Source organism: Rhodanobacter sp. OR92, assembly GCF_000427545.1.
Classification (GTDB): domain Bacteria; phylum Pseudomonadota; class Gammaproteobacteria; order Xanthomonadales; family Rhodanobacteraceae; genus Rhodanobacter; species Rhodanobacter denitrificans.
Genome location: NZ_KE386556.1, coordinates 248,347 through 272,230 on the forward strand (window position 1 = coordinate 248,347; position 23,884 = coordinate 272,230).

Sequence of the window (23,884 nt, forward strand, 5' to 3'; positions counted from 1 at the left end):
CGCCGGGGAAAGCTGGCCGGATCAGCCGCATGCGCGCGCTCCGGCGAAGAACGCAGCGGCGGTGTCGGCGTGGTCGTCGATCGCGGCGATCACCGCATCGCGCACCTCGTCGGTGCCGGCGCTGCCGCCGATGTCGCGGCTGTGCGGGCCGTGCCGCAGCACCTGCTCGACCGCCGACTCCACCGCGACCGCCTCCGCTTCCAGTCCCAGCGAATGGCGCAGCAGCAGCGCGGCGGAGAGGATCGCGCCGACCGGGTTGGCCACGCCTTGCCCGGCGATGTCCGGCGCCGAGCCGTGGATCGGCTCGTACAGCCCGCGCCGGCCGTCGCCCAGCGAGGCCGACGGCAGCAGGCCCAGCGAGCCGGCCAGCGCGGCGGCCTCGTCGGTGAGGATGTCGCCGAACAGGTTCTCGGTGACTACCACGTCGTAGCGGTTCGGCCGGGTCAGCAGCAGCATCGCCATCGAGTCGACCAGCTGGTGCTCGACTTTCACGTCGGGGTAGTCGGCGGCGATGCGCTGCACCGTGCTGCGCCACAGCCGCGAGGTTTCCAGCACGTTCGCCTTGTCGACCGAGGTGACATGGCGGCGGCGGTCGCGCGCCTGATCGAACGCACGGCGCACCACGCGCTCGATCTCGGCCACGGTGTACCTGCACTCGTCGGTGGCGGCGTCGGCGCTGCGCGTCTTCGCGCCGAAATAGGCGCCGCCGGTGAGCTCGCGCACGAACAGCACGTCGACGTGCTTCAGCTTGTCGTTCTTCAGCGGCGACAGGTTGGCCAGCGCCGGATGCACCTGCAGCGGGCGCAGGTTCGCGTACACGCCGAGCGCGGCGCGCAGCGCCAGCAGGCCCTGTTCGGGCCGCACCGGTGCGTTCGGATCGGACCACTGCGGACCGCCGACGGCACCCAGCAGCACCGCATCGGCGGACTGGCACGCCGCCAGCGCGGCGGCCGGCAGCGGTTCGCCAGTGGCGTCGATCGCGATGCCGCCGATCAGCTGCTGCTCGAACGCGAACACGTGCTCATAGCGCGCGGCCACGGTTTTCAACACGGCCACCGCGGCGGCGGTGACCTCGGGGCCGACGCCATCGCCGGGCAGGGTAACGATGCGAGCTTTCATGCGTTTACTCCGTTTGATCGAAGCCGGTCTTGTTGAAGAGTGCGGCCATGGATGGCCGCTTCTTGACGTTCGCGTTCACGGACGAACGCATCAATTTGATCGCTGTGCTGCAGCAGGTAGCCGAGCTGGTCGACGCCGTGCAGCAGGCAGTGCCGCGCGAACGGTTCCAGCCGGAACGGGATGCGGCCGCCGTCGGGCAGTTCGATGAACTGGCCGCGCACGTCGATCGCCAGCTCGATGCCGGGGTGCCTGAGCAGCCAGCGGTGCTCCCGCTCGTCGATGACGATGGCGAGCAGGCCGTTCTTCAGCGCGTTGCCGCGGAAGATGTCCGCGATCTCGCTGCACAGCACCGCCTGGATGCCGTAATCCAGCAAGGCCCACGGCGCGTGCTCGCGCGAGGAGCCGCAGCCGAAGTTGTTTCCGGCGACGAGGATCGCGCAGCCGCGCGCTTCCGGCCGGTTCAGCGGGAAGACGGGGTTGTCGCTGCCGTCGGGCTGGTAGCGCCAGTCGTGGAAACACAGCCTGCCCAGCCCGTCGCGGGTGGTGGTGGTGAGGAATCGCGCCGGGATGATGCGGTCGGTGTCGATGTTCTCGTCGGCCAGCACGGCGGTGCGCGAGTGGAGGCGGGTGATGGGGTGCATCAATGAAATTCCTCGCTTCTTGCGTTGGCCTCCTCTCCCCTGTGGGGAGAGGATTGATGTGAGGGGCGGGTGCCCGCAGGGAAGTGCAACGAAGCGCCTTGCTCCTCCCCCTGCGTGCAGGGGGAGGTCGGGAGGGGGTAAAGCTCTGGAGCTGGAGGCAAGAGCGACCCCACCCCGGCCCTCCCCTGCCAGCAGGGGAGGGAGGCCAGCGAATCGGTCGGCGTTCATGCCGCCACCTCCGCCAGGTACTCGCGTGGATCGGCGATGCGCCCGGCGATCGCCGACGCGGCGGCGGTCGCCGGGCTGGCCAGCACGGTGCGCGCGCCCTTGCCCTGGCGGCCCTCGAAGTTGCGGTTGGAGGTGGAGACGACGAGCTGGCCCGGCTGCGCCAGGTCGCCGTTCATTGCGATGCACATCGAGCAGCCGGGCACGCGCCACTCGGCGCCGGCGGCAAGGAACACCCGGTGCAGGCCTTCGCGCTCGGCGTCGCGGCGCACCGCCTCGGAGCCGGGCACCACCAGCATGCGCACGCCGTCGGCGACGCGTCGGCCGCGCAGCACGCGCGCCACTTCGCGCAGGTCGGACAGGCGCGAGTTGGTGCAGCTGCCGATGAACACCACGTCGACCGGTGTGCCCTGCATCGGCTGGCCGGGGCGGCTCTGCATGTAGTCGAGCGCGCGGCGTTCCTGCGCGTTCGTCGCCGCTGGCACCGGCGCGTCCATGGCGATCGCCATGCCCGGATGGGTACCGTAGGTGACGGTAGGTTTCACCGCGGCGGCGTCGATGCGTACCTCGCGGTCGTAGCGCGCGCCGTCGTCGCTCTTCAGCGTGCGCCAGTTCGCCACCGCCGCGTCCCACGCCGTGCCCTGCGGTGCGCGCATGCGGCCTTCCAGCCAGGCGAACGTGGTCTCGTCCGGCGCGATCATGCCGGCGCGCGCGCCGGCCTCGATCGACATGTTGCAGACGGTCATGCGCTGGTCCATCGACAACGCCTCGATCGCCGCGCCGCGGTACTCCAGCACGTGGCCGGTACCGCCATCGACGCCGATCGTGCCGATGATGTGCAGGATCAGGTCCTTCGCGCCCACGCCCGGCGGCAGCTGGCCGTCCACGTGGATCGCCATGGTCCTCGGCTTGCGCTGCAGCAGGCATTGCGTGGCCATCACGTGGCCGACCTCGGTGGTGCCGATGCCGAACGCCAGGGCGCCGAACGCGCCGTGGGTGGAGGTGTGGCTGTCGCCGCAGACGATGGTCATGCCCGGCTGCGTCGCGCCCAGCTCCGGGCCGATCACGTGCACGATGCCGCGCTCGGCGCTGTTCCAGCCGTGCAGCTCGACGCCGAACTCGCGGCAGTTGCTTTCCAGCTGCGCCACCTGCGCCTGCGCCTCGGCGTTCGCGTACGGACGGCTGCCGTCGGCGTTGGCCGGCAGGGTCGGGGTGGAATGATCCAGCGTGGCCAGCATGCGGTCGGGCCGGCGCAGGCTCAGTCCACGCTCGCGCAGTTCGCTGAACGCCTGCGGCGAGGTGACTTCGTGCACCAGGTGCAGGTCGACGTAGAGCACCGCGGGCGTGTCGATGGTTTCGGCGACGACGACGTGGGCGTCCCAGATTTTCTCGAACAGGGTCCGCGCACTCATGCGGATGCCTCCATGGGGGCAGGCTGTTGATGAGGAGTCCGGCCATGGATGGCCGGTTCTTGATCTTCGCGGTCAGGGACGACCGCATTGACAACACTCAGCCAGCCGTGGCGATCCTCGGTACGGCCATCGAACAATCCGAAGAACGCCTGCCGCAGCTGCTGCGTGACCGGGCCGGGCGCGCCCTTGCCGACCGCCTTGCGGTCGACCGAACGCACCGGGGTGATCTCGGCGGCGGTGCCGGTCATGAACACTTCGTCGGCCGAGTACAGCGCCTCGCGCGGCAGCTCGCGCTCCTCCACCGCGATGCCGAGGCCGGCGGCCAGCGCGAGCACGCTGTCGCGGGTGATCCCGGCCAGGATGCCGGCGCTGGACGGCGGCGTGAGCAGCCGGCCGTTCTTCACCAGGAACAGGTTCTCGCCGGCGCCTTCGCTGAGCAGGCCGCCGTGGCCCAGCGCGATGCCCTCGTCGTAGCCGTTGCGGCGCGCCTCCAGCCCGATCAGCTGGCTGGACAGATAGTTGCCGCCGGCCTTGGCCCAGCTCGGGATGGTGTTCGGCGCGGGACGGTGCCACGACGACACGCAGATGTCGGCGCCGCGCTCGGCCGCCTCGCCCAGGTACGCGCCCCAGGCCATCGCCATGATCGCCACCTCGACCGGCGCCCCGTCCTTCGCCAGCACGCCCAGGCCGCCGGCACCGCGGAACACGATCGGCCGCACATAGGCCGACGGCATCGCGTTGGCGCGGATCAGCTCCAGGCAGGCGGCGTTGATCTCGTCCTCGCTGTAGCCGACCTCGATCTCGTACACGCGCGCCGACTCGAACAGGCGGCGGGTGTGGTCGGCGAGGCGGAAGTAGGCCGGGCCGCGCGGCGTGGCGTACACGCGCTCGCCCTCGAACACGGACGAGCCGTAATGCAGCGCGTGCGTGCTGACGTGGACGCTGGCCTCGGCCCACGGCTTGATGCGGCCGTTGTGCCACAGGAATGGGGTGTTCATGCGGTGATCTCCTTGTGCGGGCGTCCCTGCGCGCGAGGATCGGCAAGCGGCCTTCCCTGACCGCGCTCTTCAATGGACGGGGCTTGCTCGTGCGGCGGGTGCTGCGCGATCCGGTTGACGATGACCAGCGCGGCCAGCGCGGCGGCCTCGACGATGTCGGTGCTGCTGCCGTGGCCGCGCCAGTCGCGCGCGGCGTGGCGCGCGCTCAGCTGGGCGTGGCCCAGGGCGTCGGCGCCTTCGCCGAGCGCATCGATCTGGAAGCGGGTGAGCGCCAGCGGCGTGCCGGTGGCGCGCTCGATCGCGCGCAGCACCGCGTCGACCGGGCCGTCGCCGATCGCCGCCTCGCCGACCTCGCGACCGTCGTCGTGGGCCAGCCTCACCGAGGCCGAGGCGCTGCCGCCCAGATGCGAGCTGGCGTGCAACTGCAGCAGTTGCCACGGGCCGCTGGCGTGCGGGTCGCGGCCCAGCGCCAGCGCTTCCAGGTCCTCGTCGTGTAACTCGCGGCCGTGGTCGGCCAGCGTCTTGAAGCGGGCGAAGATCTCGTCCAGCGCGGCGTCGTCCGGCGCGTGGCCCAGCGCCTGCAGGCGCTGGCGCAGCGCGGCGCGGCCGGAGTGCTTGCCCATCACCAGGCGGGTTTCGGCGATGCCGACGTCCTGCGGCCGCATGATCTCGTAGGTGCCGCGGTGTTTCAGCATGCCGTGCTGGTGGATGCCCGACTCGTGGGCGAACGCGTTGGCGCCCACGATCGCCTTGTTGCGCGGTACCGCCTGGCCGGACAGCTCGGTCAGCAGGCGCGAGGTGGGGTACAGCTGGCGGGTGTCGATGCGGGTGTCCACGCCGAAGTGCGGCGCGCGCACCTTCAGCGCCATCACCACCTCCTCCAGCGCGGCGTTGCCGGCGCGCTCGCCGATGCCGTTGATGGTGCATTCCACCTGGCGCGCGCCGGCGCTGACCGCGGCCAGGCTGTTCGCCACCGCCATGCCGAGGTCGTCGTGGCAGTGGCTGGAGAAGATCACCCGCTCCGCGCCCACGACGTGGCGGCGCAGGTATTCGAACAGTTCGGCGATCTCGGTCGGCGTGGTGTAGCCCACCGTGTCCGGCGCGTTGAGCGTGCTGGCACCGGCGGCGACCGCGGCGCTGAACACTTCGGCGAGGAATTCGGGCTCGGTACGCAAGGCATCCTCGGCGGAGAACTCCACCTCGTGGCACAGCCCGCGGGCGCGTTCGATCGCGCGCACCGCGGTGTCCAGCACCTGCGCCCTGCTCATGCCCAGCTTGTGCTCGCGATGCAGCGGGCTGGTCGACAGGAACAGGTGGATGCGCGAATGGCGGGCCGTCGCTAGCGCGCGGGCGGCGCTGTCGATGTCGCCGTCCTGGCAGCGTGCCAGCGCGCACACCGTGGTGCTTTTCAGCGCCCCGGCGATTTCCGCGACTGCAGCAAAATCGTCCGGCGAGGCCTGCGGGAAGCCCGCTTCGAGCACGTCCACGCCGAGCGCCTCGAGCTGCTGCGCCATGCGCAGCTTGGCGTGCCGGTCCATCGAGAAGCCGGGCGCCTGCTCGCCGTCGCGCAGGCTGGTGTCGAAGATGCGCACGCGCCCGGCGACTACGTCGTCGTCGCTGGCGGGGGTGTCGTGCTGGCCGGGGTTTTTCATCATGGCTCCGCTGTGGGCGGCGCCGAAGGCACAAAAAAACCCCGCATCCGTTACCGGGTGCGGGGTTCTTCGGGTGTTTTCAGGTTTTCTTATCTACCTGGACACATGCCCTCAGCCCGCACCTCCGTTGGTAATAAGGAGTACGAGTACGAGGGTAATAAGGAGCGTGCCGCCGAGCTGCAGCAGGCCGTCGACCGTCGCGAGACGGTTCATTTCGGCGATGCGGCAATGGTTGCTGCGCTGCGACATGTGACCGACCTTAGGGCACTTCGTGCGGCGGCGTCAACAGTTTCGTTTGAAATCGTCGATCGGCCTGCTTTGGACGTCCAGATGTCCAGACGTTCTTGCCGGGCGAGACGCGGAATATTTCACGAGAGCAGCAGCCGGCTCCGCAGGGCGATCTCGCTGGCCGCCAGCGGTTCGGCGCTGGCGCCGCGTGCCAGCATCGCGGCCAGCGCGGGGGGCACGGCGAGCGGGTGGTCGAGCAGTGGCGCCACCACGTTCTCGAACTTGGCCGGATGCGCGGTGGCGACCACCGCCCATGGCGCCGTGTCGCCCTCCGCGCGCAGGCGGTCGAGCAGGTGCATTGCGGTGGCGGTGTGCGGACAGAACAGCTCGCCGTGCTCGCGGGCGTGAGCGGCGATGGTGTGGCGGATGGTGGCGTCGTCCACGCTGTGCGCTTGCAGCAGCTGGCGCAACGCGGATTCATTCGGGAAGGTCCAGCGCAGCCGCTCGAAGTTGCTGGGCGCGCCGACGTCCATTGCGTTGGCGAGAGTGGCGATGGCTTCGCGCGGGCGATAGTCGGCGCCGGCGAAGAACTCGGGCAGGGTGGCGTTCGCGTTGCAGGCCAGCCGCACCTCGCCGACCGGCAGGCCCAGTTCGCGCACCCACAGGCAGGCCAGCGCGTTGCCGAGATTGCCGGTGGGCACGATGAAGTTGAGCGGCGTGCCGTGTGCGCGCCACCAGCCCAGCGCGGCGTGCGCGTAGTAGCTCATCTGCGGCAGCAGGCGGCCGAGGCTGATGCTGTTGGCCGAGGACAGCGGCACATCCGCCTGCAGTGCCGCGTCGTTGAGCGCGGCCTTGACCATGCGCTGGCAGTCGTCGAAGCGGCCGGCCACGCACAGCGCGGTCACGTTGTCGCCGAAGCAGCCGAGCTGGTGTGCCTGGCGCGGCGAGACCAGTCCGTCCGGATACAGGATCACCACGCGCACGTTCGGCTGGCGGTGGAACGCGGCGGCCACCGCGGCGCCGGTGTCGCCGGAGGTGGCGACCAGGATGGTCAGCGGCCGCGCATCGCGGCGCGGCAGCCGGCGCAGGCAGGCGGCGAGGAAGCGCGCGCCGATGTCCTTGAAGGCCGAGGTGGGACCGTGGAACAGCTCCAGCATCGCCGCGTGCGGATGCGCCGGCAGGGCGCGCAGCGGCGTGTCGAAGCTGAGCGCCTCGGCGCAGATCGCGGGCAGTGCGTCGGCCAGCACGTCGCCGGCGAAGAACGGCGCCAGCAAGGTGGCCGCAGTGTCGGCCAGCCTGCCGCGCGGATCGAACGCGGCCGGGTCGAGTCGCGGCAGGGCTTCGGGCACGTACAGGCCGCCGTCCGGCGCCAGCCCGGCGGCGATCGCCTGGCCGAGCGGCACGGTTTCCGTGCTGCTGCGCGTGCTGTGATAACGCAGTGGTTCACGCATGGTCGCCACCTCTGCGGGAGCGCACCCTGTGCGCGAGCTCTGCCTGGCGTGCGGCAAAGGCATCGCGCACGACCGATGGAAGGCCCTTGTGGACAGGGTGCGCTCCTGCAGGGCGTGCGTTCATGGCAAGGCCTCGTCGAGCGAGGCGATCAAGGCGGCGGCGGGTCCGTCGATCGGCGACACCCAGGCGTCGCTGTCCAGCCCGCCCTCGGCGAACGCGGCGCGCATCGCCATGCTGGCCGCCTCGGCGTCGGCGCGGTGGTCGTACCAGCCGAACACGCTGGGGCCGGCGCCGGAGATGCTGGCGCCGAGCGCGCGGTGGTCGAGCGCGGCCTGCTTCACGCGGGCAAAGTTCGGGATCAGTGGCGCGCGGCGCGGTTCCACCAGCACGTCCTTCAGGCCTTCGCGCACCAGCGAAGCATCGCCGCGCCAGCAGCCGGCCAGCACCAGGGCGAGGTTCGCGCTCTGCGCCACGAACTCGCCCAGCGCGTAGTGGCCGGCCAGCGCCGCGCGCGCCGTGCGTGTCTCCAGCACCACGTGCGGATGCACCAGCGCGCAGTGCCACGCCTCCGGCACCTCGATGCGCAGCAGGCGTTCGTGGGTGGCCAGCACCAGGCCGCCGAGCAGCATCGAGCCGAGGTTGTCGCCGTGGCGGCTGCCACTGGCCACCGCTTCGCCGTCCAGCGCGAAGCCGTACAGCGCCTCGCGCGGCAGCGGCCTGGGCAGCAGTGCGTTGGCGGCGATCAGCGCGGCCACGCACGAGGCCGCCGAACCGCCCATGCCCGAGCCCAGCGCGATGCCCTTGTGCAGGGTCAGCTCGAACCCGTGGCGCAAGCCGAGCGCCTTGCGCAGCGAAAGCAGCGCGGTGCCGGCGGTGTTCGCGCGCGGGTCGGTGGGCAGGTCGGTGACGCAGCCGCGGATGGCGGCAATGCGCACCACCGGCTCGTCGATGCGGCGCACTTCGGCGCGGTCGCCGGCGCCGGCCACGCTGTGGCCGAGCAGGTCGAAGCCGACGCCGACGTTGCCGACGCTGGCCGGCGCGAACGCGCAGGCGACTTGTGGATGTTTGGCAGTGCGCGGTGCGGCCATGACGGGTTCCAGCAGGGAGGAGTTCATGCGCGCGCCTCCAGCGATTCGGCGATGCGCAGCAGGTCGGTGAACACGCCGGCGGCGGTCACCTCCGGGCCGGCGCCGGGGCCTTGCACGATCAGCGGATTATCGCAGTAGCGGCGGGTGCTGAACTGCACGATGTTGTCGGTGAGGCGGGTGTGCGCGAACGCGTGGGACGCGGGCAGCACCAGCAGCCGTACGCTGGCGCGGCCGTGCCGGTCCAGCTGCGCCACGTGGCGCAGCACGCCGCCTTCGGCACGCGCCTCGGCCAGTTTCGCCGCCATCGGCGCATCGAGTTCGTCGAGCCGCCGCATGCAGTCGTCCAGCGGCAACGCGGCCAGTGCGGGCGGCACCAGGCTTTGCAGGTCGACGTCTTCCAGCGACAGGGCCTGGCCGGCCTCGCGCGCCAGGATCACCAGCTTGCGCGCCACGTCGAGCCCGGACAGGTCGTCGCGCGGGTCGGGCTCGGTATAGCCCAGCGCATGCGCCTCGCGCACCAGCGCGGAGAACGGCTGGCGGCCGTCGTGGCGGTTGCACAGCCAGGCCAGCGTGCCGGAGAACATGCCGTCGACCGCGAGCAGATCGTCGCCGGTGTCGAGCAGGTCGCGCAGCGTCTGCACCACCGGCAGGCCGGCGCACACGGTGGCCTCGTAGCGGAAGCGCGCGCCGCCGGCGCAGGCGGTGCGGATCGCCTGCCAGCGCGACAGCGGGCCGCTGCCGGCCAGCTTGTTCGGGGTCACCACGTGCAGGCCGGCGGCCAGCCAGCGCGGGTAGCGTGCGGCCACCTCGTCGTTCGCGCTGCAGTCGATCAGCAGCGCATGCCGGCCATCGCTGCCGCGCACGTGCCCGGCGAACGTGTCCAGGTCGTTCGGCCGCCAGATCTGCGCGCCGCCGTGGCGACTGTTGAGTTCGGCGTCGTCGCAGTCCAGCCACATGCGCTTGCTGGCCACCACGCCGCAGAGCTTCAGTTCCAGCGCGCTGTCGCGCAGCAGCCGCGGCTGCGCGGCACGCAGCTGTTCGAGCAAGGCACTGCCGACCCGGCCGGGGCCGATCACGCCGACGGCCAGCACGCGCTGCCGCCGCCTGCCCGCCGCGGCGAAACCGGATGCGGGCGGCAGCTCGGCAAGTGGGGACGCACAGATGTTCACGATGACCTCCTGGTGAGGCCCGTGCTCGCTGGCGGATCGGCGTGTGCTTGGGGAGTGCACCGGCCCGCCTCGGTCGAGGGCGGGGCCGTTGCGTGGTGAAGAACCTAGTCGCGCACGGACACCCACCCCGACCGAGTGGTAATGGTGGTCGTGGTGGTGGTGGCGGGGCGGTTGACGCCGCCGGCCGGCAACGGCACACGCCCGGCGAAGACCGGGACGAGGTGCGTGCGTGCTGGCATGGAAAGCGGCGACATGGGCTCGACCTTAAGGCGGATGTTGCACCGCGGTCAACAGATGCATCTGCAACTTTCAAGCGGCGGGCGCAGGTCGCCGCACCTGCGGCAGGTTGTCGCGGCACGCCGGTTGGCGCCGGCCGGTGCCGGTCGACCGGCCTACAATCCGCCGGATGAACAGGTTCGTTTCACTGCGCCGGCGGCTGTGCAGACAGGCGCCGCGTGCGGCTTTTGCGTTGCTTGCGCTCGGCATGGGCCATGCGCCGATGGCCGCCACGCCGCCGCAGGCCGGCGCCGCCCCGGCGATACCCGACACCATGCAGCAACGCGTGGCCGCATGCACCAGCTGCCACGGTGCGCATGGCGAGGGTTCGCCGGACAGCGTGGCGATCCCGCGCCTGGCGGGCAAGCCGGTCGGCTACCTGCTCCAGCAGCTCGAATACTTCCAGACCGGCCAGCGCCGGCACGCGCCGATGGAATACGTGGTGCGCCAGCTGAGCCCGGCGTACCTGCGCGACATCGCCGGCTACTTCGCGAAGCAGGACGTGCCGTACCGGAAACTGCCGGTGCCGGCGGTGTCCACGGACACCCTGCGGCGCGGCGAGCAACTGGTGCTGCGCGGCGACTCCACCCGCGGCGTACCGTCGTGCGTCAGCTGCCACGGCGCCAGACTCACCGGCGTGGAGCCGATGATGCCAGGCCTGATGGGCTTGTCGTACGACTATCTCGACACCCAGCTGGTGTCGTGGCGCACGCGCCAGCGTGCGGCCGAAGGGCCGTACTGCATGGGCGTAGTCGCCAATCGCATGCGCGAATCGGACATCACCGCCGTGTCGGCGTGGCTGGCCAGCCACGAGCCGCCGGCCGACATGCATCCGGCACCGGCCAGCGCGCAGACCGAACCGTTGCCGGGCTGGTGCGTGATGGGCAAGAGCGGAGCGGATCGATGACATGGCGGCGACATGGCTGGTGGGTGCCGGCATTGCTGGTGGTGGCGGTGCTGGGCTGGTGGTACCTCGGCCATGGCCAGCCGGTCGCCTCGCCCGCGCAGCGCGAGGCGGATGCCGCCGCGCTGCGCGACCCGGCGCTGATCACGCGCGGCGAATACCTGGCCACGGCCGGCGATTGCGCTGCCTGCCACACCGCGCGCGACGGCCAGCGCTACGCCGGCGGCCGCTCGCTGGGCACGCCGTTCGGCGACGTGCCGGCGCCGAACATCACGCCCGATCCGGACACCGGCATCGGCCAGTGGAGCTTCGACGATTTCTGGCGCGCGCTGCACGAAGGCAAGGGCCGCCGGGGCGAACTGCTGTACCCGGTGTTCTCCTACACCTCGTTCACCAAGGTGAGCCGCGACGATGCGCTGGCGATCTTCGCCTACCTGAAGTCGCTGCCGCCGGTGCAGCGGCCCGACACGGCGCTGGGGCTGGAGTTTCCCTACAACGTGCGCAGCAGCCTGATCGCGTGGCGCGCGCTGTACTTCAAGCCGGGCGAGTACCGGCCCGACCCGGCAAAGTCCGAACAGTGGAACCGCGGCGCCTACCTGGTGCAGGGCCTGGGCCACTGCAACGAATGCCACAGCACGCGCGACTCGCTGGGCGGCATCGAGCAGGATCGCCACCTCACCGGCGGCCAGATCCCGCAGCTGGACTGGTACGCGCCGGACCTCAGCACGCAGGCCGGCGGCGGCCTCGACGGCTGGCGCGCGCAGGACATCGTCGACCTGCTGAAGACCGGCCAGTCGGCCAAGGGCACCGCGTTCGGGCCAATGGCCGACGTGGTGCGCCTGAGCACCCAGCACCTGCGCGACGCCGACCTGCAGGCGGTGGCCGTCTATCTGCAATCGCTGCCGCCGCGCGCGCCGGCGGCAGCGATTCCGTTCGTGCAGGCGGCCAGCCACGCGCAGGGCGGCAAGCTCTACGCGCAGCACTGCGCCGACTGCCACGGCAAGGACGGCCGTGGCGTGGCTGGCATCTACCCGCCGCTGGACGGCAATACCTCGGTGACCGAACCGACCGGCATCAACGCGACCCGCAGCGTGCTGCTCGGCGGCTTCGCCCCGACCACCGCCGGCAACCCGAAGCCGTACTCGATGCCGCCGTTCGCGCAGCAGCTGAACGACGCCGACGTCGCCGCGTTGGTCGGCTACATCCGCCAGTCGTGGTCGAACCAGGCCGCTGCGGTGCAACCGGCCGACGTCGGCACCTACCGCAACACGCCGGTCGACTGAGCAGCCGGCGTTTCGGCGTCGTCGGCGTTACTCCCTCCCTGCTCGCAGGGGAGGGCCGGGGCGGGGTCCGCTCTTGCGCTTTCTTCCGCCCCGGCGGGACGCCGTGGCCCTGCCGTGACCGGTGCGAGCGCGCCGGCAGCGCGCTCTTGCCGCCGGCTGCGGCGCACTGCGGCATCCGTACGCAGGCGCCGGCGGGCGCGATTTGACGTGGGTCATGGCAAGCGTGGCGCCGCGCCCGCACGCTGCGGGGGATATCCATCCACCGCTTGCTCACCACGGCTTCCGGGTATGATCCAGCTCAGCTACAGCACCTTCGGCCTCACCAATCTGCCGTTTCTGGAGGCGATCGACGCGGTGGCCCGGGCCGGCTACGCCGGGGTCGAGCTGTCCTTCCACCGCGACCAGTTCAATCCCTTCAACCTCGGCGAGGCCGACCTCGACGCCGTGCGCGCGCGGCTGGACGCGGCACGCATCGTGCCGGCCTGCGTGGCCACCGCCTCGCACTTCTTCACCCCGTCGCGGCCGCACGAACCGTCGCTGCTGACGCTGGACGCGGCCGGGCGCAAGCGCCGCATCGACCTGGTCAAGCGCGGCATCCGCGTGGCGCGCCGGCTGGGCGTGAAGCTGGTCACCTTCGGCAGCGGTTTCCTGCGCGAGGAGCACGTGCGCCAGCCGGCGGTCGATCCGGGCGAGCTGCTGGCCGACAGCATCCGCGAATGCCTGCGCGAGATCCGCGACGACGAGGACATCACGCTGCTGATCGAGCCCGAGCCGGGCATGTACATCGAGACCCTGGCGCAGGGGCTGGCACTGATCCGCGCGGTCGGCTCGCCACGCTTCGCGCTGCACATCGACATCTGCCACGCCTACTGCTCGGAACCGGACTACATCGGCGCGCTGGCGCAGGCGGCGCCGTTCGCCCGCTACCTGCACATCTCCGATGCGCGCGAGGGCCGCAACCTCAGGATCGTGCGGGACGATGCGGTGGCGGGCTTCGACCTGGATGCCGCCAGCACGCTGGTTTATTTTCCCGACACAGCGGACTACCTGCTGCTGGATCGCCGCCATCCGCTGTACTTCGGCGAGCATACGCCCGACCCGGCGCGGCGCCGGCGCATCGACGCCCTGCTGGCGCAGGCCGGCATCGACCGGCCGGCGGGCACGGTCGACTACGGCAGCCTGTACGCCGGCGCCTCGCCGCTGGACGACGAGATCTTCACCTACCTGATCTCGGTGCCGGGGCTGAGCTTCGACGTGCTCGAACGGGCCTGGCCAATCGTCGCCCATCTGCGCGGCGTTCGCGGCCCGGCGCTGTTCGAGCGGATGGTCGCCAACACGCGCACCGGCATCGTGCATTTCCACGAGATTCCCGGCGAAGGCACGCTGGACCTGGCGGCCAGTTTCCGTGCGCTGAACGCGCACGGCTTCGACGGCTTCGGCTCGGTCGAGCTCTACCACCACGTCGAGGGCTGGCAGCAGGCCCTCGACGACAGCTACCGCCACCTGGCCGCGATCGCGCAGCCGGCATGAGCGCACCCGGCCGTTCCACCGAGCAATCACCATGATCGACTTCGAGGCACTGGGCTGGTCGAGCGATACCGTCGGCGAACTGGACCACCGCCGGCTGAAGGCGCCCAGCGTCAAGCTGCGCGGCGTCCATGCGGGAGCTGCGGGCGACATCGTCTACACCGTCGACCTGCGCCTGCGCCGGCCGAACGCCGACGCCTGCCTGTCGAGCACCGAACTGCATTCGATCGAGCATTTCCTGCTCGAAGGCTACGGGCGCCTGTTGCCGCGGCATTTCGTCGGCATCGGCGTGATGGGTTGCCAGACCGGCTTCTATCTCACCCTGCTCGGCGAAGGCCGGCGTGCCGTCATCGAGGACGCGCTCGAAACCATCCTGAAAGGCGTGCTCGCGGCCGACGCCGTGCCGTATGCGCGCGTCGACCAGTGCGGCCACTGGCGCCACCACGACCTGGCCCGCGCCCAGGCCGTCGCGCGCGAGGTGCTGGCGCAGCGCTCGGCGTGGCGGGACGTGGCATGAGCACCGCGCCGGGCACGCACTGGCAGGTCAGCGCCACGCGCCGGATCGAGTACGACCTGCTCAACGTGGCCGACGTGTTCGACCCGCGCAGCGACGCGCTGCTGTCGATGGGGCGCGTGCAGGACGGGCGCCGTTTCGTGGTGGTCGACGCCTGCGTGCACGCGCATCACGGCGCACGCATCTGCGCCTACTTCGCGCAGCACCGGGTCGATGCCCGCATCATCACTCTGCCGGGCGGCGAGGGCGGCAAGACGCTGGAGGCCTGGCTCTCGGTGCTGCGCGAGCTGGACGGCTTTCCGATCCATCGCCGCGACGAGCCGGTCATCGCCATCGGCGGCGGCGTGCTGACCGACGTGGTCGGCTACGCGGCGGCCAGCTACCGCCGCAGCGTGCCTCACATCAAGGTGCCGACCACGCTGATGGGTTACGTCGACGCCGCGGTGGGAATCAAGACCGGGATCAATTTCAACGGCCACAAGAACCGCCTGGGCAACTTCGAGCCGCCGCGCCGGGTGCTGCTGGATCGCAGCCTGCTGCGCACCTTGCCGCCGCGCCACCTGCGCAACGGCCTGTGCGAGATCGTCAAGCTGGCCGTGATCAGGGACGCCGCGCTGTTCCGCCTGCTGGAGCAACACGGCGCGGCCTCGCTGGCGACGGCGTTCCAGGACGCGCGCGGCGGCGACATCCTCGACCGCGCGATCGGCGGCATGCTCGAAGAGCTGGCGCCGAACCTGCACGAGGAAGAGCTGGCGCGCAAGGTCGACTTCGGCCACACCTTCAGCTACGGCCTGGAAACCCGCCACGGGGACGACCTGCTGCACGGCGAGGCGGTGCTGCTGGACATCCTGGTGTCGACCGCGATCGCGCGGCGGCGAGGCCTGCTCGGCGCGGCCGCGGCCGAACGGATCTTCGCCGTGGTCGACCATCTCGGCCTCGCCCCCGACCTCGCCCTGCTCGACGCCGAACTCATGTGGCAATCGCTGCTCGATCGCGTCGAACACCGCAACGGTCTGCAGCGCGTGCCACTGCCCGCGGCGGTCGGCGAATGCACGTTCGTCAACGACATCGCGCGCGCGGAAATCGAAGCTTCCATCCAGACGTTGCATGACCGGACCACGACAGACCATGACCGAATCGCCGAACGTTGATGCCGCGGAAATCGCCCACTTCAACCGCATCGCGCAGCTGTGGTGGGACCCGCACGGCAAGATGGGCCAGCTGCACGCGATCAACGAGCTGCGCCTGCGCTTCATCACCGACCGCATCGGCGTGAGCGCGCCGCGCGTCGTCGACGTGGGCTGCGGCGGCGGCATCCTGGCCGAGGCGCTGGCCCGGAGCGGCGCACAGGTGACCGGCATCGACCTGTCGCGATTGTCGCTGGACATCGCCCGCCAGCATGCCGAGCGCGGCGGGCTGGCCATCGATTACCGCGAGCTCGATGCGGAAACGCTCGCGCGCGAGGAAGCCGGCCGCTTCGACGCGGTCACCTGCATGGAGATGCTCGAGCACGTGCCGCAGCCGGCGCAGGTTATCGCCGCCTGCGCCGCCCTGCTCAAGCCGGGCGGCGTGGCGTTCTTCTCCACCATCAACCGCACGTTCAAGGCGTTCGCCTTCGCCATCGTGGCCGGCGAGTACATCCTCGGCCTGCTGCCACGCGGCACCCACCACTACCGCAAGCTGATCCGGCCGGCGGAGATGCGCGCGTGGGCCGGCGCGGCGGGGCTCGAGTTCAAGGCGGTGGACAGCCTGATGTACAACCCGCTGACGCGCCGCTTCCGCGTTGCGCCGGACCGCGCCGACATCAACTACATGGCCTGCTTCGCCAGGAAGGGCTGACTTCCATGCGACGTTTCCTCGCCTTGTCGCGTTCCGTCCACGGCGTGCTCGACATCGCCATGCCCGGCTTCGTCGCGCTGCTGTGGCTGGGGCATTTCCCGTCGTGGCGGGTACTGGCGCTGTGCCTGGCGACCGCGCTGGCCGGCTATACGGCCATCTACGCGCTGAACGACCTGATCGGGGTGAAGGACGATCAGGAAAAGGTCGCTGGCGGGATCACCCCCGGCTACGCGGTGGAGGCGTCCGCCATGCGCTACCCGCTGGCGCAGAACCTGATCAGCATGAAGGGCGCGCTGGCGTGGTTCGGCTGCTGGTTCGCGCTGGCCGTGCTCGGCACCTGGCTGCTGAACCCGAAGATCCTGCTGATCGTGTTCGCCGCGGCGGCGCTGGAGGTGCTCTACGTCAAGCTGCTGAAGGTCACCTGGTGGCGCACCGTGGTCAGCGGCCTGGTCAAGTCGGCCGGCCCGGTCGCCGCCGTGTTCGCGGTGATCCCCGCGCCGCCGTGGTCGGGGCTGCTGGGGATGCTGGTCTGGCTGATGCTGTGGGAAATCGGCGGGCAGAACATCCCGGCCGACTGGAACGACATCGAGGAAGACCGCCGTATCGGCGCGCGCACCATTCCGCTGGTATTCGGCCTGCGCACCGCCAGCGTGCTGGTGGCGATCAGCCTGGGCCTGACCGTGCTGGCCAGCGCGCTGCTGCCGCGCCTGTCGCCGCTGGCGGGCGGCTGGCCGTTCCAGCTCGCCATCCTCGCCGCCGGCGCCGGCTTGCTGCTGCCGCCGGCGATCGGGCTCGCGCGCACGCTGGACGGCCGCCAGGCCGCGCGCCTGTTCGACCGCGCCAGCCTGTATCCGCTGGCGCTGCTGACGATCGTCACGGTGTTCGTGCTGATCCGTTGAGGCGCCGCTGGCGCTGCGGCGGGTTCAGGGCGAGGGCTGTGGTCGAGCAAGGAGCTATTTGGATACTTTTTGAATGAAACTGTCCGTTTCGTGGGCGCATTTGCTCCTGCGTCGTATGAGTTGATTTCCGGCGCCAACAGGCAGCAGGTGCCACGAACATTGTCCTCGAACGCGAAAGAGGATGCGGATAGCGAGGTCAAGCTCCCCCTGATCAGATCAAGAATCTATCCATCCAGACCGATGGTGAGGTAGGGACTGTCTCCTGGGACTATTACGCAGAGATTGGTCATGGCCGAATTATCTGGTCGACTGTACTTACCAATGACGGATGGAAGATCGCATCCGTGACTTACTCGATAAACGTGCCCGCCGAAGCCAAAAAAGCGGCCAGCAGATGAACTGAAAGAACTCGTGCGTGATCCGCTTTGGGTCGAAAGCGGAGACACAAAATCATCTGGAAGTGTATGCGTGAAGGCTGAGGTTGCTAAAGCATGCTCACAGCTTCATGCGCCGACCGATGAGCATCCCAATCAACGCGCCGGCCGCGCAAAAGGCAAATGCAAAGTCACCCAGGCCCCACGCAGGTGCTACCTTCAGCGAGAACTGGGAAGTGAGCAACCAAGGCAGAAAAAATACCAGCGCTCCGGAGACCAGTAGGCCGACGTATGCACCCGCCCTAAGCACTCGCGGTCTCAGAGTCGACGCCCTTCCTGGTGTAGCTTCGTAAGCCATAAGCCCCCCGCGAGCGGTTGGAAACCATAAGGGCGGATCTTACGCCCGTCGTGCGAGACTGGTTACCCCAAGTCCGCTCCCGGCCAGAAGCGGACATACACAGCTTGCCTGGAGGCTAGTGACCGATAAAGGCCATGACAATGCCCGCAACTACAAGCAGGGCTGCCGCTCTAGAATAGAAATGGCTGCGACGATCATAACCAGTCGACTTCGTCGCGGCCGGAATGTCCTCGACCTTATTGAGAAACAAATGAGTGTTTAGGAGTAGAGATACTCCTGCGAGAAGTCCACCAGAAGATATAAGCGATCCCGATGCCGAACGATGAACCATCGCAATCATGAGCCCCATTCCAGTCGCAAGCATCACAGTCAAAATCAGCATCCGTTTGGCTCTAATGCTCATGTGCCACCCCGTCGAATGTGACTGAAGACCCTGCCGCCGGATCGATCATAACCAAGTCCGCCTTCGGCCAAAAGCAGACATTGACCTACAAAACTTGGATCGGAGTGCGCTTTCTAAACCGCTGCGCACACAAAAAAGCGCACTCTGAACCCAGTTCCGATCCTTGACCGACGATGCGTACCTAAATTAGTTCCACACCGCGCCATATGCCTCTGGATCCAGAAGAGGGTCTGAAGGGTCGAAGGACGCCCAAGGGATAGGATGTGTCGCCAGCTGACGTTCAATCGCTTTTACGTGTTTACAGTCTTGGCGAAATTCAATTCGAACTTTGCGCGTCAAAAAGTTGATTGAGTAGCTGTTACCGTCGCCAATGGATCCATCGGAGCATCTGGATAGTGTTCTGTGATCATGACCCGACAGCAACCATTGCCCGTCAATTAGCTTAAATCTGTACACATCCGAGTCCGGCATCGATGCGCTTCCGGAGGTCGTCTGCCAATGGAAGGAATCGCTTGAATCTGCTTCGAAATCTTCCACACCCCATCCATATCGCATGGCGCCTGCATCGACATGGAATGGCCGGGACTCCTTCACGGAGAGCGTCTCGCCATGTTTCTCAGCAATAAAAAGAAAGCCGGACTCGGATAGAGCAGACGACGTGTAGAACATTCCAAATGTCCGGCCCATGTCTACGACTCTGGACAAGCTTGATCCCCTGCAGCCCTTCACACCGTGATTGCCCGGGGAGATTGCACAGATGTATCCCTCTGGCAGTCTGCTCAGCGTTTTTCCCATATATGCCGACAAAGTTGGGTAAACGCCCGCTGGAAGAGCTGGATCGGCGTTCGCGCCGGGCTCCACCGATACCAGAGCGCAAACTAACAGTAGTGCGATCTTCTTGCTCATTGAGCGCCGACTTTCCCTAACCCTCGGGAAAAAATGGAAAGAGCGATGTCCGCTTCGGGTCGAAAGCGGGCGTTGCCATTCCTCACTTATGTCACCTCTCAGCGCGACAGGTCGATCGCGTAGGTCGCCGTGCCGTCGCCGTGGTCTTTCAGTTGGCGGATGTTGTCGAGACCGGCCTCGCGCGCCACGGCCTGCTTGCCGCTGGCGCCGGTGAACACCACCGGGCCGCGGGTCTTCAGCGGGGCGAACTGCCATGACGTCGGTTCGAGGTCCTTCGCGCCGATCCGCTGGTGGCTTTCCAGCCACTTCGCCAGGATCTCCCGGGTGCCATCGGGGGCGGCCAGCACGATGTTGCCGCCGTCGAGGCCGGGGAAGTGGCCGCCGCCGCTGGCGCGGTAGTTGTTGGTGACCACGATGAACGGCTGGCCCGGCTCGACCGGTTTGCCCTGGAAGGTCAGCGTGGTGATGCGCTGGCCGGCCGGCTTCGAGACGTCGATGACGTAGTGGATGCCACCCTGGATCTGGTCGAAGTTGTAGCCGGTGTAGCGGCTGTTGATCAGCGCCTGTTCGCCGGCCTTCGCCGGGTCGATCCGGTTGAAGCGTTCGGCGGATTTTTCCAGCCAGGCCTTCAGGCCGGCGCCGTCGGTTTTCACTGCGGCCAGCGTGTTCGGGTAGAAGTACAGGTCGGCGGCGCTGCGCAGGGTGAGCGGGCCGGGCGCGACGTCGGTGTAGTCGTCGGGGCCGCCGAAGCCGGTGCGGAACGCGGCGGCGGCGGACAGCACCGGCACGCCGGCCAGTTCGGGGTGCGAGCGCGGCAGTTCGCTGCGCACGTAGTCGGCCTGGGCCGCGTTGACCGGCGCCAGCGCGGTCATGTTGCCCTCGTCGGCGAAGTGGCTGCTCAGGCGCAGCGTGCTTTCGCCGATCGGCGTGTTGACGTGGGCGATCGCCGCCTCGTGCGCCAGCTGCACCAATGGCGCGATAGCCGGGTCGGCCGGCACGCAGTCGTTCTTCTGCTTGCAAATGCGCCGCACCTCGCTGTGGCTTTCCGCGTGGTCAACCACCCAGCGACCGTCCTTGCGGTCCAGTACCAGCCGGATCACGCCCAGGTCCTTGCCGAAGAAGTCCGCCATCACCGCGGGCACGCCGCGCACCAGGCCGCGCTGGGCGTCGACCTCCTTCAGGCCGGCGTAGCGCGGGCCGGGGAACTCGGCGTGCGAGTGGCCGAGCAGCAGCGCGTCGATGCCGGGCACGCCGGCCAGGTACCAGCCGGCGTTCTCCATGTCCGGGGTGTACGGCGCGGTATTCAGGCCGCCGTGCAGGATCGCCACGATCAGGTCGGGATGCTGCGCCTCGAGTTCCGGCAGGTACTTCTGCGCGGCCTCGACCACGCCGCTGACGGTGACCTTGCCTTCCAGGTTCTGCTTGTCCCAGGCCATGATCGGCGGCGGGGTGAAGCCGATGATGCCGACCTTCAGCGGCACGCTGAGCTTGCTGCCGTCGGCCGTGTACGCCTCGATCCGCCTGGTCACCACCGTCCACGGCTGGAAGATCGGCTTGCCGTCGCGCGCGCTGTAGACGTTCGCCAGCACCAGCGGGAAGTGCGGGCCGGCGCAGCGCTCGCTGTGGCCGCCGTCCACGTTCATCGGGGTGCCGGTGACCTGCGACAGGAAGCGCAGGCCGTAGTTGAACTCGTGGTTGCCGGCGGTGCCGCCGTCGTAGCCCATCGCGTCCATCGCCTGGTAGACGGCCAGCTCCTGCGCGCAGGTCACCGGTTTCACCAGTGCCTGGTAGTCGGCCAGCACGCTGCCCTGGATGGTGTCGCCGCTGTCGAACAGGAAGGTGTTGGGGAACTCGGCGCGGGCGCGGCGGATCAGCGTGGCGGTGCGCTCGTAGCCGAGCGAGGGGTCCGGCTTCAGCTTGTAGTAGTCGTAGCTGAGCACGTTCGCGTGCACGTCGGTGGTTTCCAGGATCGCCACGCTCGCGCGCGCGCCGTCGGGCGTCTTGCCGGCGGCCCAGGGCAGGCTGGAGCAGGCGGCGAGCAGGGCGGCGCCGAGGGCGAGCAGCAGCGGGGCGGCGAACGGGGTCAGGCGAAGCGACATGGCGGTTCCGTGGGACGTGCGGGTTGGGGGCTTGAGAAGGAAACCACTTCCTGTGGCTGTCTTCTGTCGCGAGTCCGGTACCGCCCGGACTCGCTCACATGAACCAGTCACTGGCGTGACTGCTTCATGTCCGGCCATTCGTGGCCGGTCTGAGAGGTTGAAAAAGCCACAACCTCTCAGATCGCGAAAGCTAGCAGATCGGGGTGACCGGATGCTTGCTCGTCGCCGCCGGGGGCGGCCTTCGCCCCATCCGCCACGCCAAGCCCAACGCCAGTGGAACGGCCTGCCCGCGGCGCCGTTTCGTTGCCGCGGCAAGACCGTAAGATGGCATTCCGGTGACACCGGTCCTACGGGGGGACTTTCCAGCCATGCGTCGAATGTCGTTGCGCCCCACGCGGGCAGGTACGGTGGTGCTGTGCGCGCTGGCTTTCTTCGCCGGTTGTGTCGCGCTCACCGCCTGGCAGGAACCACAGCCGCTGCAGCGCGGCTTCATCGCCGGGCTGATGCTGTGCACGTCCGGCATGCTGCTGTTCGCGTTCGGCCGGTTCGCCACGGCGCTGCTGGTCGGCGGCGGGCTGTTCCTGCTGCTGAAGTCGGTGGCGGTGCTGAAGCTGCGCTACCTCGACTCGCAGCTGATGCCGTCGGACTTCATCTACTACGTGCGCAGCAGCCTGCTCGATACGCTGCGCCATTATCCGCACCTGTACACGGTGGGGATCGGCCTGGGCGTGCTGCTGCCGCCGCTGCTGTATCTGGTGTGGTGCTGGGACTGGCGCGTGCTGGAGCGGCCGCGGTCGCGGCGCGTCGCCGGCGTTCGCCTCGGCGGCGTCGCGTCGTGCGCGCTGGCGCTGTGGCTGTGCATGCTGCCCAGCGGGCCGTTCGCGCGGGTGCACTCGCGCAACGCGTGGCAGAAGATGTCCGACGACGCGCAGCTGACCAACTTCTTCGTCAACCTGCACGACGCCGACGTGGAACTGCCGGCGATGGCCGACGATGCGGTGGCCGAGCAGGACTGGGGCGCCACCGCGCAGGGTGCGCCCGGCAGCATGTCGCCGTATCCGGACATCGTCCAGGTGCTGGAGGAAAGCACCTTCGACCCGTCGATCTACGACGCCTGCAACGTGCCGGCGTGCCGGGTCGCGATGTTCCGCCCCGACGCGCGCACCCGCGCGCACGGCATGCTGCGCGTGCATACCTTCGGCGGCGGGACCTGGGTCAGCGAGTTCGCCGCGCTGACCGGCATGCCGCAGGACATCTTCGGTCCCGGCGGCATGTACGCGCCGTACGTGCTGGCGCCGAACGTGCGCGACGCGCTGGCGCTGCAGCTGCGCCGGCTCGGCTACCTCACCATCGGCGTCTACCCGACCAGCGCCGACTTCATCAACGGCCGCAACGCCTACCAGGCCTACGGCTTCGACCACCTGTACGGCGCCGACGAGCTGGGCCTGGAGGAATGGGAAGAGAGCGATGCGCAGATGTTCGCGGCGGCCGGGCGCCTCTACGACAAGCTGAAGAAACCGGGGCAGCCGGTGTTCCTGATGATCCTGACGCTGAACCAGCACGGCCCGCACGACCACCAGCCGATGGCGACGCTGCCGCGTCCGTACCGCAACCTGCTGCGCGGGCTGCCGGCGAATGCAGCGCTGAACTTCGATACCTACCTCGCACGCCTGCACGCCTCCGACCTGGCCATGCGCGCGCTGGAGCGCGCCTTCCTCGACCGCCCGCAGCCGACCGTGCTGCTGCACTTCGGCGACCACCAGCCTTCCTTCAACGGCCTGATCCGCAACCTGCCGCGGCGGCTGCCGGTCGACCTGCAGCCGTACCGCGACTACCTCACCTATTACATGCTGAAGAGCAACTTCGCCGGGCCGCCGCTGCCGCAGTACCCGCTGCTCGACATCGCGTTCCTGCCCAGCATGGTGCTCGAGGCCGCCGGCGTGCCGACCGACGCGTACTTCGCCGCGTCGACCGAGCTGCGCGAGCGCTGCGACGGCCGCTACGACGACTGCGCGGTGCCCGGCCTGCTGGCGTCCTACCACGCCTGGACGATCGGCCGGCTGCACGTCTACCAGTGAAGGGGCGGCGACGCGCCCCTGTCACGGGCGACCGGCAGCGGCAGTTTGCGTCGCGGTCGGGCAGCGGGGCAGGCCGTCGCGGCGGCCATGGACTGCGTGCCGCGGGCGTCGGACAACGCTGGCAGGCGTCTTGCTTGCGATCCGGCATGAGCAAGCGCAAGCCAAAATCCGGTGAAACGTCCGACCCGGTCCTGGAACGGCGGATGGCCGAGAGCAGCCTGTCGGACGGCACCCGGAGCTTCCTGCGCCAGCTCCACGCGGCCGAGCGGCAGATCAACGAGGTGTTCGAGCAGGCGCACCGGGACGGTGGGGCGCAGGCGCAACTGGGCGAGGCGTATCGCAGGATGTACGGCGCCGCTGGCGCGTCGGCCCCGGTTATGCCGGTGCCACGGAAAGTTCGCATGCCATGATTAGGATCGCGGGCGATTCGCGTGGCTGTT

21 protein-coding genes are annotated in these 23,884 nt (G+C 69.2%); 9 read left to right on the forward strand and 12 right to left on the reverse strand.

From position 1 onward, the window contains the following. Positions 1–21: 21 nt before the first annotated feature. From leuB to RHOOR92_RS0112885, 9 genes are all read right to left on the reverse strand, one after another. Complete coding sequence (gene leuB / locus RHOOR92_RS0112845; RefSeq protein ID WP_027490418.1) at positions 22–1,119, reverse strand: 3-isopropylmalate dehydrogenase; 1,098 nt, start codon at positions 1,117–1,119, stop codon at positions 22–24. Next, positions 1,116–1,760 carry a 3-isopropylmalate dehydratase small subunit gene (gene leuD / locus RHOOR92_RS18825; protein ID WP_051281220.1) on the reverse strand — a complete coding sequence of 215 codons (645 nt, stop codon included), beginning with the start codon at positions 1,758–1,760 and terminating at the stop codon, positions 1,116–1,118. Before leuD ends, leuB begins: the two co-directional genes overlap by 4 nt. 224 nt (positions 1,761–1,984) lie before the next feature. Then, entirely contained in the window at positions 1,985–3,397 is a 1,413-nt protein-coding gene (gene leuC / locus RHOOR92_RS0112855; RefSeq protein ID WP_027490419.1) for a 3-isopropylmalate dehydratase large subunit, read from the reverse strand. Next, positions 3,394–4,395: a branched-chain amino acid transaminase gene (locus RHOOR92_RS0112860; protein WP_027490420.1), complete on the reverse strand. Its 1,002-nt coding sequence runs from the start codon at positions 4,393–4,395 to the stop codon at positions 3,394–3,396. The genes leuC and RHOOR92_RS0112860 overlap by 4 nt, the downstream gene beginning before the upstream one ends. Further along, positions 4,392–6,047, reverse strand: coding sequence for a 2-isopropylmalate synthase (locus RHOOR92_RS0112865; protein WP_037115430.1), 1,656 nt, complete (start codon positions 6,045–6,047; stop codon positions 4,392–4,394). Before RHOOR92_RS0112865 ends, RHOOR92_RS0112860 begins: the two co-directional genes overlap by 4 nt. 111 nt (positions 6,048–6,158) lie before the next feature. Then, the gene (locus RHOOR92_RS19700) at positions 6,159–6,296 is read right to left on the reverse strand and encodes a hypothetical protein (RefSeq protein WP_015448976.1); all 138 of its coding nucleotides are present in this window, start codon (positions 6,294–6,296) and stop codon (positions 6,159–6,161) included. 119 nt (positions 6,297–6,415) lie between these two features. Beyond that, on the reverse strand, positions 6,416–7,726 hold the full coding sequence (gene thrC / locus RHOOR92_RS0112875) for a threonine synthase (RefSeq protein WP_027490422.1): 1,311 nt from the start codon (positions 7,724–7,726) through the stop codon (positions 6,416–6,418). 120 nt (positions 7,727–7,846) lie between these two features. After that, positions 7,847–8,842 (reverse strand): homoserine kinase, encoded by a 996-nt coding sequence (locus RHOOR92_RS0112880; RefSeq protein ID WP_007513608.1) that lies wholly within the window; start codon positions 8,840–8,842, stop codon positions 7,847–7,849. Further along, positions 8,839–9,984 (reverse strand): homoserine dehydrogenase, encoded by a 1,146-nt coding sequence (locus tag RHOOR92_RS0112885; protein WP_027490423.1) that lies wholly within the window; start codon positions 9,982–9,984, stop codon positions 8,839–8,841. The genes RHOOR92_RS0112880 and RHOOR92_RS0112885 overlap by 4 nt, the downstream gene beginning before the upstream one ends. Positions 9,985–10,390: 406 nt before the next feature. On the opposite strand from RHOOR92_RS0112885, the gene RHOOR92_RS0112890 reads away from it, so the two are divergent. The 7 genes from RHOOR92_RS0112890 (at position 10,391) to RHOOR92_RS0112920 (ending at position 17,226) form a co-directional block, all read left to right on the forward strand. Beyond that, positions 10,391–11,167 carry a c-type cytochrome gene (locus RHOOR92_RS0112890; RefSeq protein WP_027490424.1) on the forward strand — a complete coding sequence of 259 codons (777 nt, stop codon included), beginning with the start codon at positions 10,391–10,393 and terminating at the stop codon, positions 11,165–11,167. Beyond that, complete coding sequence (locus tag RHOOR92_RS0112895) at positions 11,164–12,447, forward strand: cytochrome c (protein WP_027490425.1); 1,284 nt, start codon at positions 11,164–11,166, stop codon at positions 12,445–12,447. Before RHOOR92_RS0112890 ends, RHOOR92_RS0112895 begins: the two co-directional genes overlap by 4 nt. A gap of 288 nt (positions 12,448–12,735) precedes the next feature. Beyond that, the gene (locus RHOOR92_RS0112900; RefSeq protein ID WP_027490426.1) at positions 12,736–13,977 is read left to right on the forward strand and encodes a sugar phosphate isomerase/epimerase family protein; all 1,242 of its coding nucleotides are present in this window, start codon (positions 12,736–12,738) and stop codon (positions 13,975–13,977) included. Positions 13,978–14,008: 31 nt separating this feature from the next. After that, positions 14,009–14,491 carry an S-ribosylhomocysteine lyase gene (locus RHOOR92_RS0112905; protein WP_015448968.1) on the forward strand — a complete coding sequence of 161 codons (483 nt, stop codon included), beginning with the start codon at positions 14,009–14,011 and terminating at the stop codon, positions 14,489–14,491. Then, positions 14,488–15,639 (forward strand): sedoheptulose 7-phosphate cyclase, encoded by a 1,152-nt coding sequence (locus RHOOR92_RS0112910; RefSeq protein WP_027484138.1) that lies wholly within the window; start codon positions 14,488–14,490, stop codon positions 15,637–15,639. The genes RHOOR92_RS0112905 and RHOOR92_RS0112910 overlap by 4 nt, the downstream gene beginning before the upstream one ends. After that, positions 15,617–16,327, forward strand: a complete 711-nt coding sequence (gene ubiG / locus RHOOR92_RS0112915) for a bifunctional 2-polyprenyl-6-hydroxyphenol methylase/3-demethylubiquinol 3-O-methyltransferase UbiG (protein ID WP_015448966.1) — start codon at positions 15,617–15,619, stop codon at positions 16,325–16,327. The genes RHOOR92_RS0112910 and ubiG overlap by 23 nt, the downstream gene beginning before the upstream one ends. A 5-nt stretch (positions 16,328–16,332) precedes the next feature. Further along, positions 16,333–17,226, forward strand: a complete 894-nt coding sequence (locus RHOOR92_RS0112920; RefSeq protein ID WP_027490427.1) for a UbiA family prenyltransferase — start codon at positions 16,333–16,335, stop codon at positions 17,224–17,226. A gap of 847 nt (positions 17,227–18,073) precedes the next feature. Here the strand turns inward: RHOOR92_RS0112920 and RHOOR92_RS19705 are convergent. The 3 genes from RHOOR92_RS19705 to RHOOR92_RS0112925 all read right to left on the reverse strand — a co-directional run bounded on the left by RHOOR92_RS19705 (position 18,074) and on the right by RHOOR92_RS0112925 (position 21,366). Continuing rightward, complete coding sequence (locus tag RHOOR92_RS19705) at positions 18,074–18,361, reverse strand: hypothetical protein (protein WP_155950250.1); 288 nt, start codon at positions 18,359–18,361, stop codon at positions 18,074–18,076. Between the two features lie 186 nt (positions 18,362–18,547). Beyond that, positions 18,548–19,267 (reverse strand): hypothetical protein, encoded by a 720-nt coding sequence (locus tag RHOOR92_RS19710; RefSeq protein ID WP_155950251.1) that lies wholly within the window; start codon positions 19,265–19,267, stop codon positions 18,548–18,550. A gap of 98 nt (positions 19,268–19,365) precedes the next feature. Next, the gene (locus RHOOR92_RS0112925) at positions 19,366–21,366 is read right to left on the reverse strand and encodes a bifunctional 2',3'-cyclic-nucleotide 2'-phosphodiesterase/3'-nucleotidase (RefSeq protein WP_027490428.1); all 2,001 of its coding nucleotides are present in this window, start codon (positions 21,364–21,366) and stop codon (positions 19,366–19,368) included. 368 nt (positions 21,367–21,734) lie between these two features. Here RHOOR92_RS0112925 and RHOOR92_RS0112930 point away from each other — a divergent pair, with 368 nt between their 5' ends. Both RHOOR92_RS0112930 and RHOOR92_RS0112935 read left to right on the forward strand, forming a co-directional pair. Further along, positions 21,735–23,444, forward strand: coding sequence for a sulfatase-like hydrolase/transferase (locus tag RHOOR92_RS0112930; protein WP_051281222.1), 1,710 nt, complete (start codon positions 21,735–21,737; stop codon positions 23,442–23,444). Positions 23,445–23,590: 146 nt separating this feature from the next. After that, complete coding sequence (locus RHOOR92_RS0112935; protein WP_015448959.1) at positions 23,591–23,854, forward strand: hypothetical protein; 264 nt, start codon at positions 23,591–23,593, stop codon at positions 23,852–23,854. Positions 23,855–23,884 lie beyond the last annotated feature (30 nt).

Excerpts from the sequence above, each read along its gene's own strand:
- RHOOR92_RS0112890 (WP_027490424.1), top strand. The coding sequence starts at position 10,391 with ATGAACAGGTTCGTTTCACTGCGCCGGCGGCTGTGCAGACAGGCGCCG.
- RHOOR92_RS0112930 (WP_051281222.1), top strand. The coding sequence starts at position 21,735 with ATGCGTCGAATGTCGTTGCGCCCCACGCGGGCAGGTACGGTGGTGCTG.
- RHOOR92_RS0112905 (WP_015448968.1), top strand. The coding sequence starts at position 14,009 with ATGATCGACTTCGAGGCACTGGGCTGGTCGAGCGATACCGTCGGCGAA.
- thrC (WP_027490422.1), bottom strand. The coding sequence starts at position 7,726 with ATGCGTGAACCACTGCGTTATCACAGCACGCGCAGCAGCACGGAAACC.
- RHOOR92_RS0112860 (WP_027490420.1), bottom strand. The coding sequence starts at position 4,395 with ATGAACACCCCATTCCTGTGGCACAACGGCCGCATCAAGCCGTGGGCC.
- RHOOR92_RS0112935 (WP_015448959.1), top strand. The coding sequence starts at position 23,591 with ATGAGCAAGCGCAAGCCAAAATCCGGTGAAACGTCCGACCCGGTCCTG.
- leuD (WP_051281220.1), bottom strand. The coding sequence starts at position 1,760 with ATGCACCCCATCACCCGCCTCCACTCGCGCACCGCCGTGCTGGCCGAC.
- RHOOR92_RS0112865 (WP_037115430.1), bottom strand. The coding sequence starts at position 6,047 with ATGAAAAACCCCGGCCAGCACGACACCCCCGCCAGCGACGACGACGTA.
- RHOOR92_RS19705 (WP_155950250.1), bottom strand. The coding sequence starts at position 18,361 with ATGAGCATTAGAGCCAAACGGATGCTGATTTTGACTGTGATGCTTGCG.
- RHOOR92_RS0112895 (WP_027490425.1), top strand. The coding sequence starts at position 11,164 with ATGACATGGCGGCGACATGGCTGGTGGGTGCCGGCATTGCTGGTGGTG.
- RHOOR92_RS19700 (WP_015448976.1), bottom strand. The coding sequence starts at position 6,296 with ATGTCGCAGCGCAGCAACCATTGCCGCATCGCCGAAATGAACCGTCTC.
- RHOOR92_RS19710 (WP_155950251.1), bottom strand. The coding sequence starts at position 19,267 with ATGAGCAAGAAGATCGCACTACTGTTAGTTTGCGCTCTGGTATCGGTG.
- RHOOR92_RS0112910 (WP_027484138.1), top strand. The coding sequence starts at position 14,488 with ATGAGCACCGCGCCGGGCACGCACTGGCAGGTCAGCGCCACGCGCCGG.
- leuB (WP_027490418.1), bottom strand. The coding sequence starts at position 1,119 with ATGAAAGCTCGCATCGTTACCCTGCCCGGCGATGGCGTCGGCCCCGAG.
- leuC (WP_027490419.1), bottom strand. The coding sequence starts at position 3,397 with ATGAGTGCGCGGACCCTGTTCGAGAAAATCTGGGACGCCCACGTCGTC.
- ubiG (WP_015448966.1), top strand. The coding sequence starts at position 15,617 with ATGACCGAATCGCCGAACGTTGATGCCGCGGAAATCGCCCACTTCAAC.
- RHOOR92_RS0112900 (WP_027490426.1), top strand. The coding sequence starts at position 12,736 with ATGATCCAGCTCAGCTACAGCACCTTCGGCCTCACCAATCTGCCGTTT.
- RHOOR92_RS0112925 (WP_027490428.1), bottom strand. The coding sequence starts at position 21,366 with ATGTCGCTTCGCCTGACCCCGTTCGCCGCCCCGCTGCTGCTCGCCCTC.
- RHOOR92_RS0112920 (WP_027490427.1), top strand. The coding sequence starts at position 16,333 with ATGCGACGTTTCCTCGCCTTGTCGCGTTCCGTCCACGGCGTGCTCGAC.
- RHOOR92_RS0112880 (WP_007513608.1), bottom strand. The coding sequence starts at position 8,842 with ATGAACTCCTCCCTGCTGGAACCCGTCATGGCCGCACCGCGCACTGCC.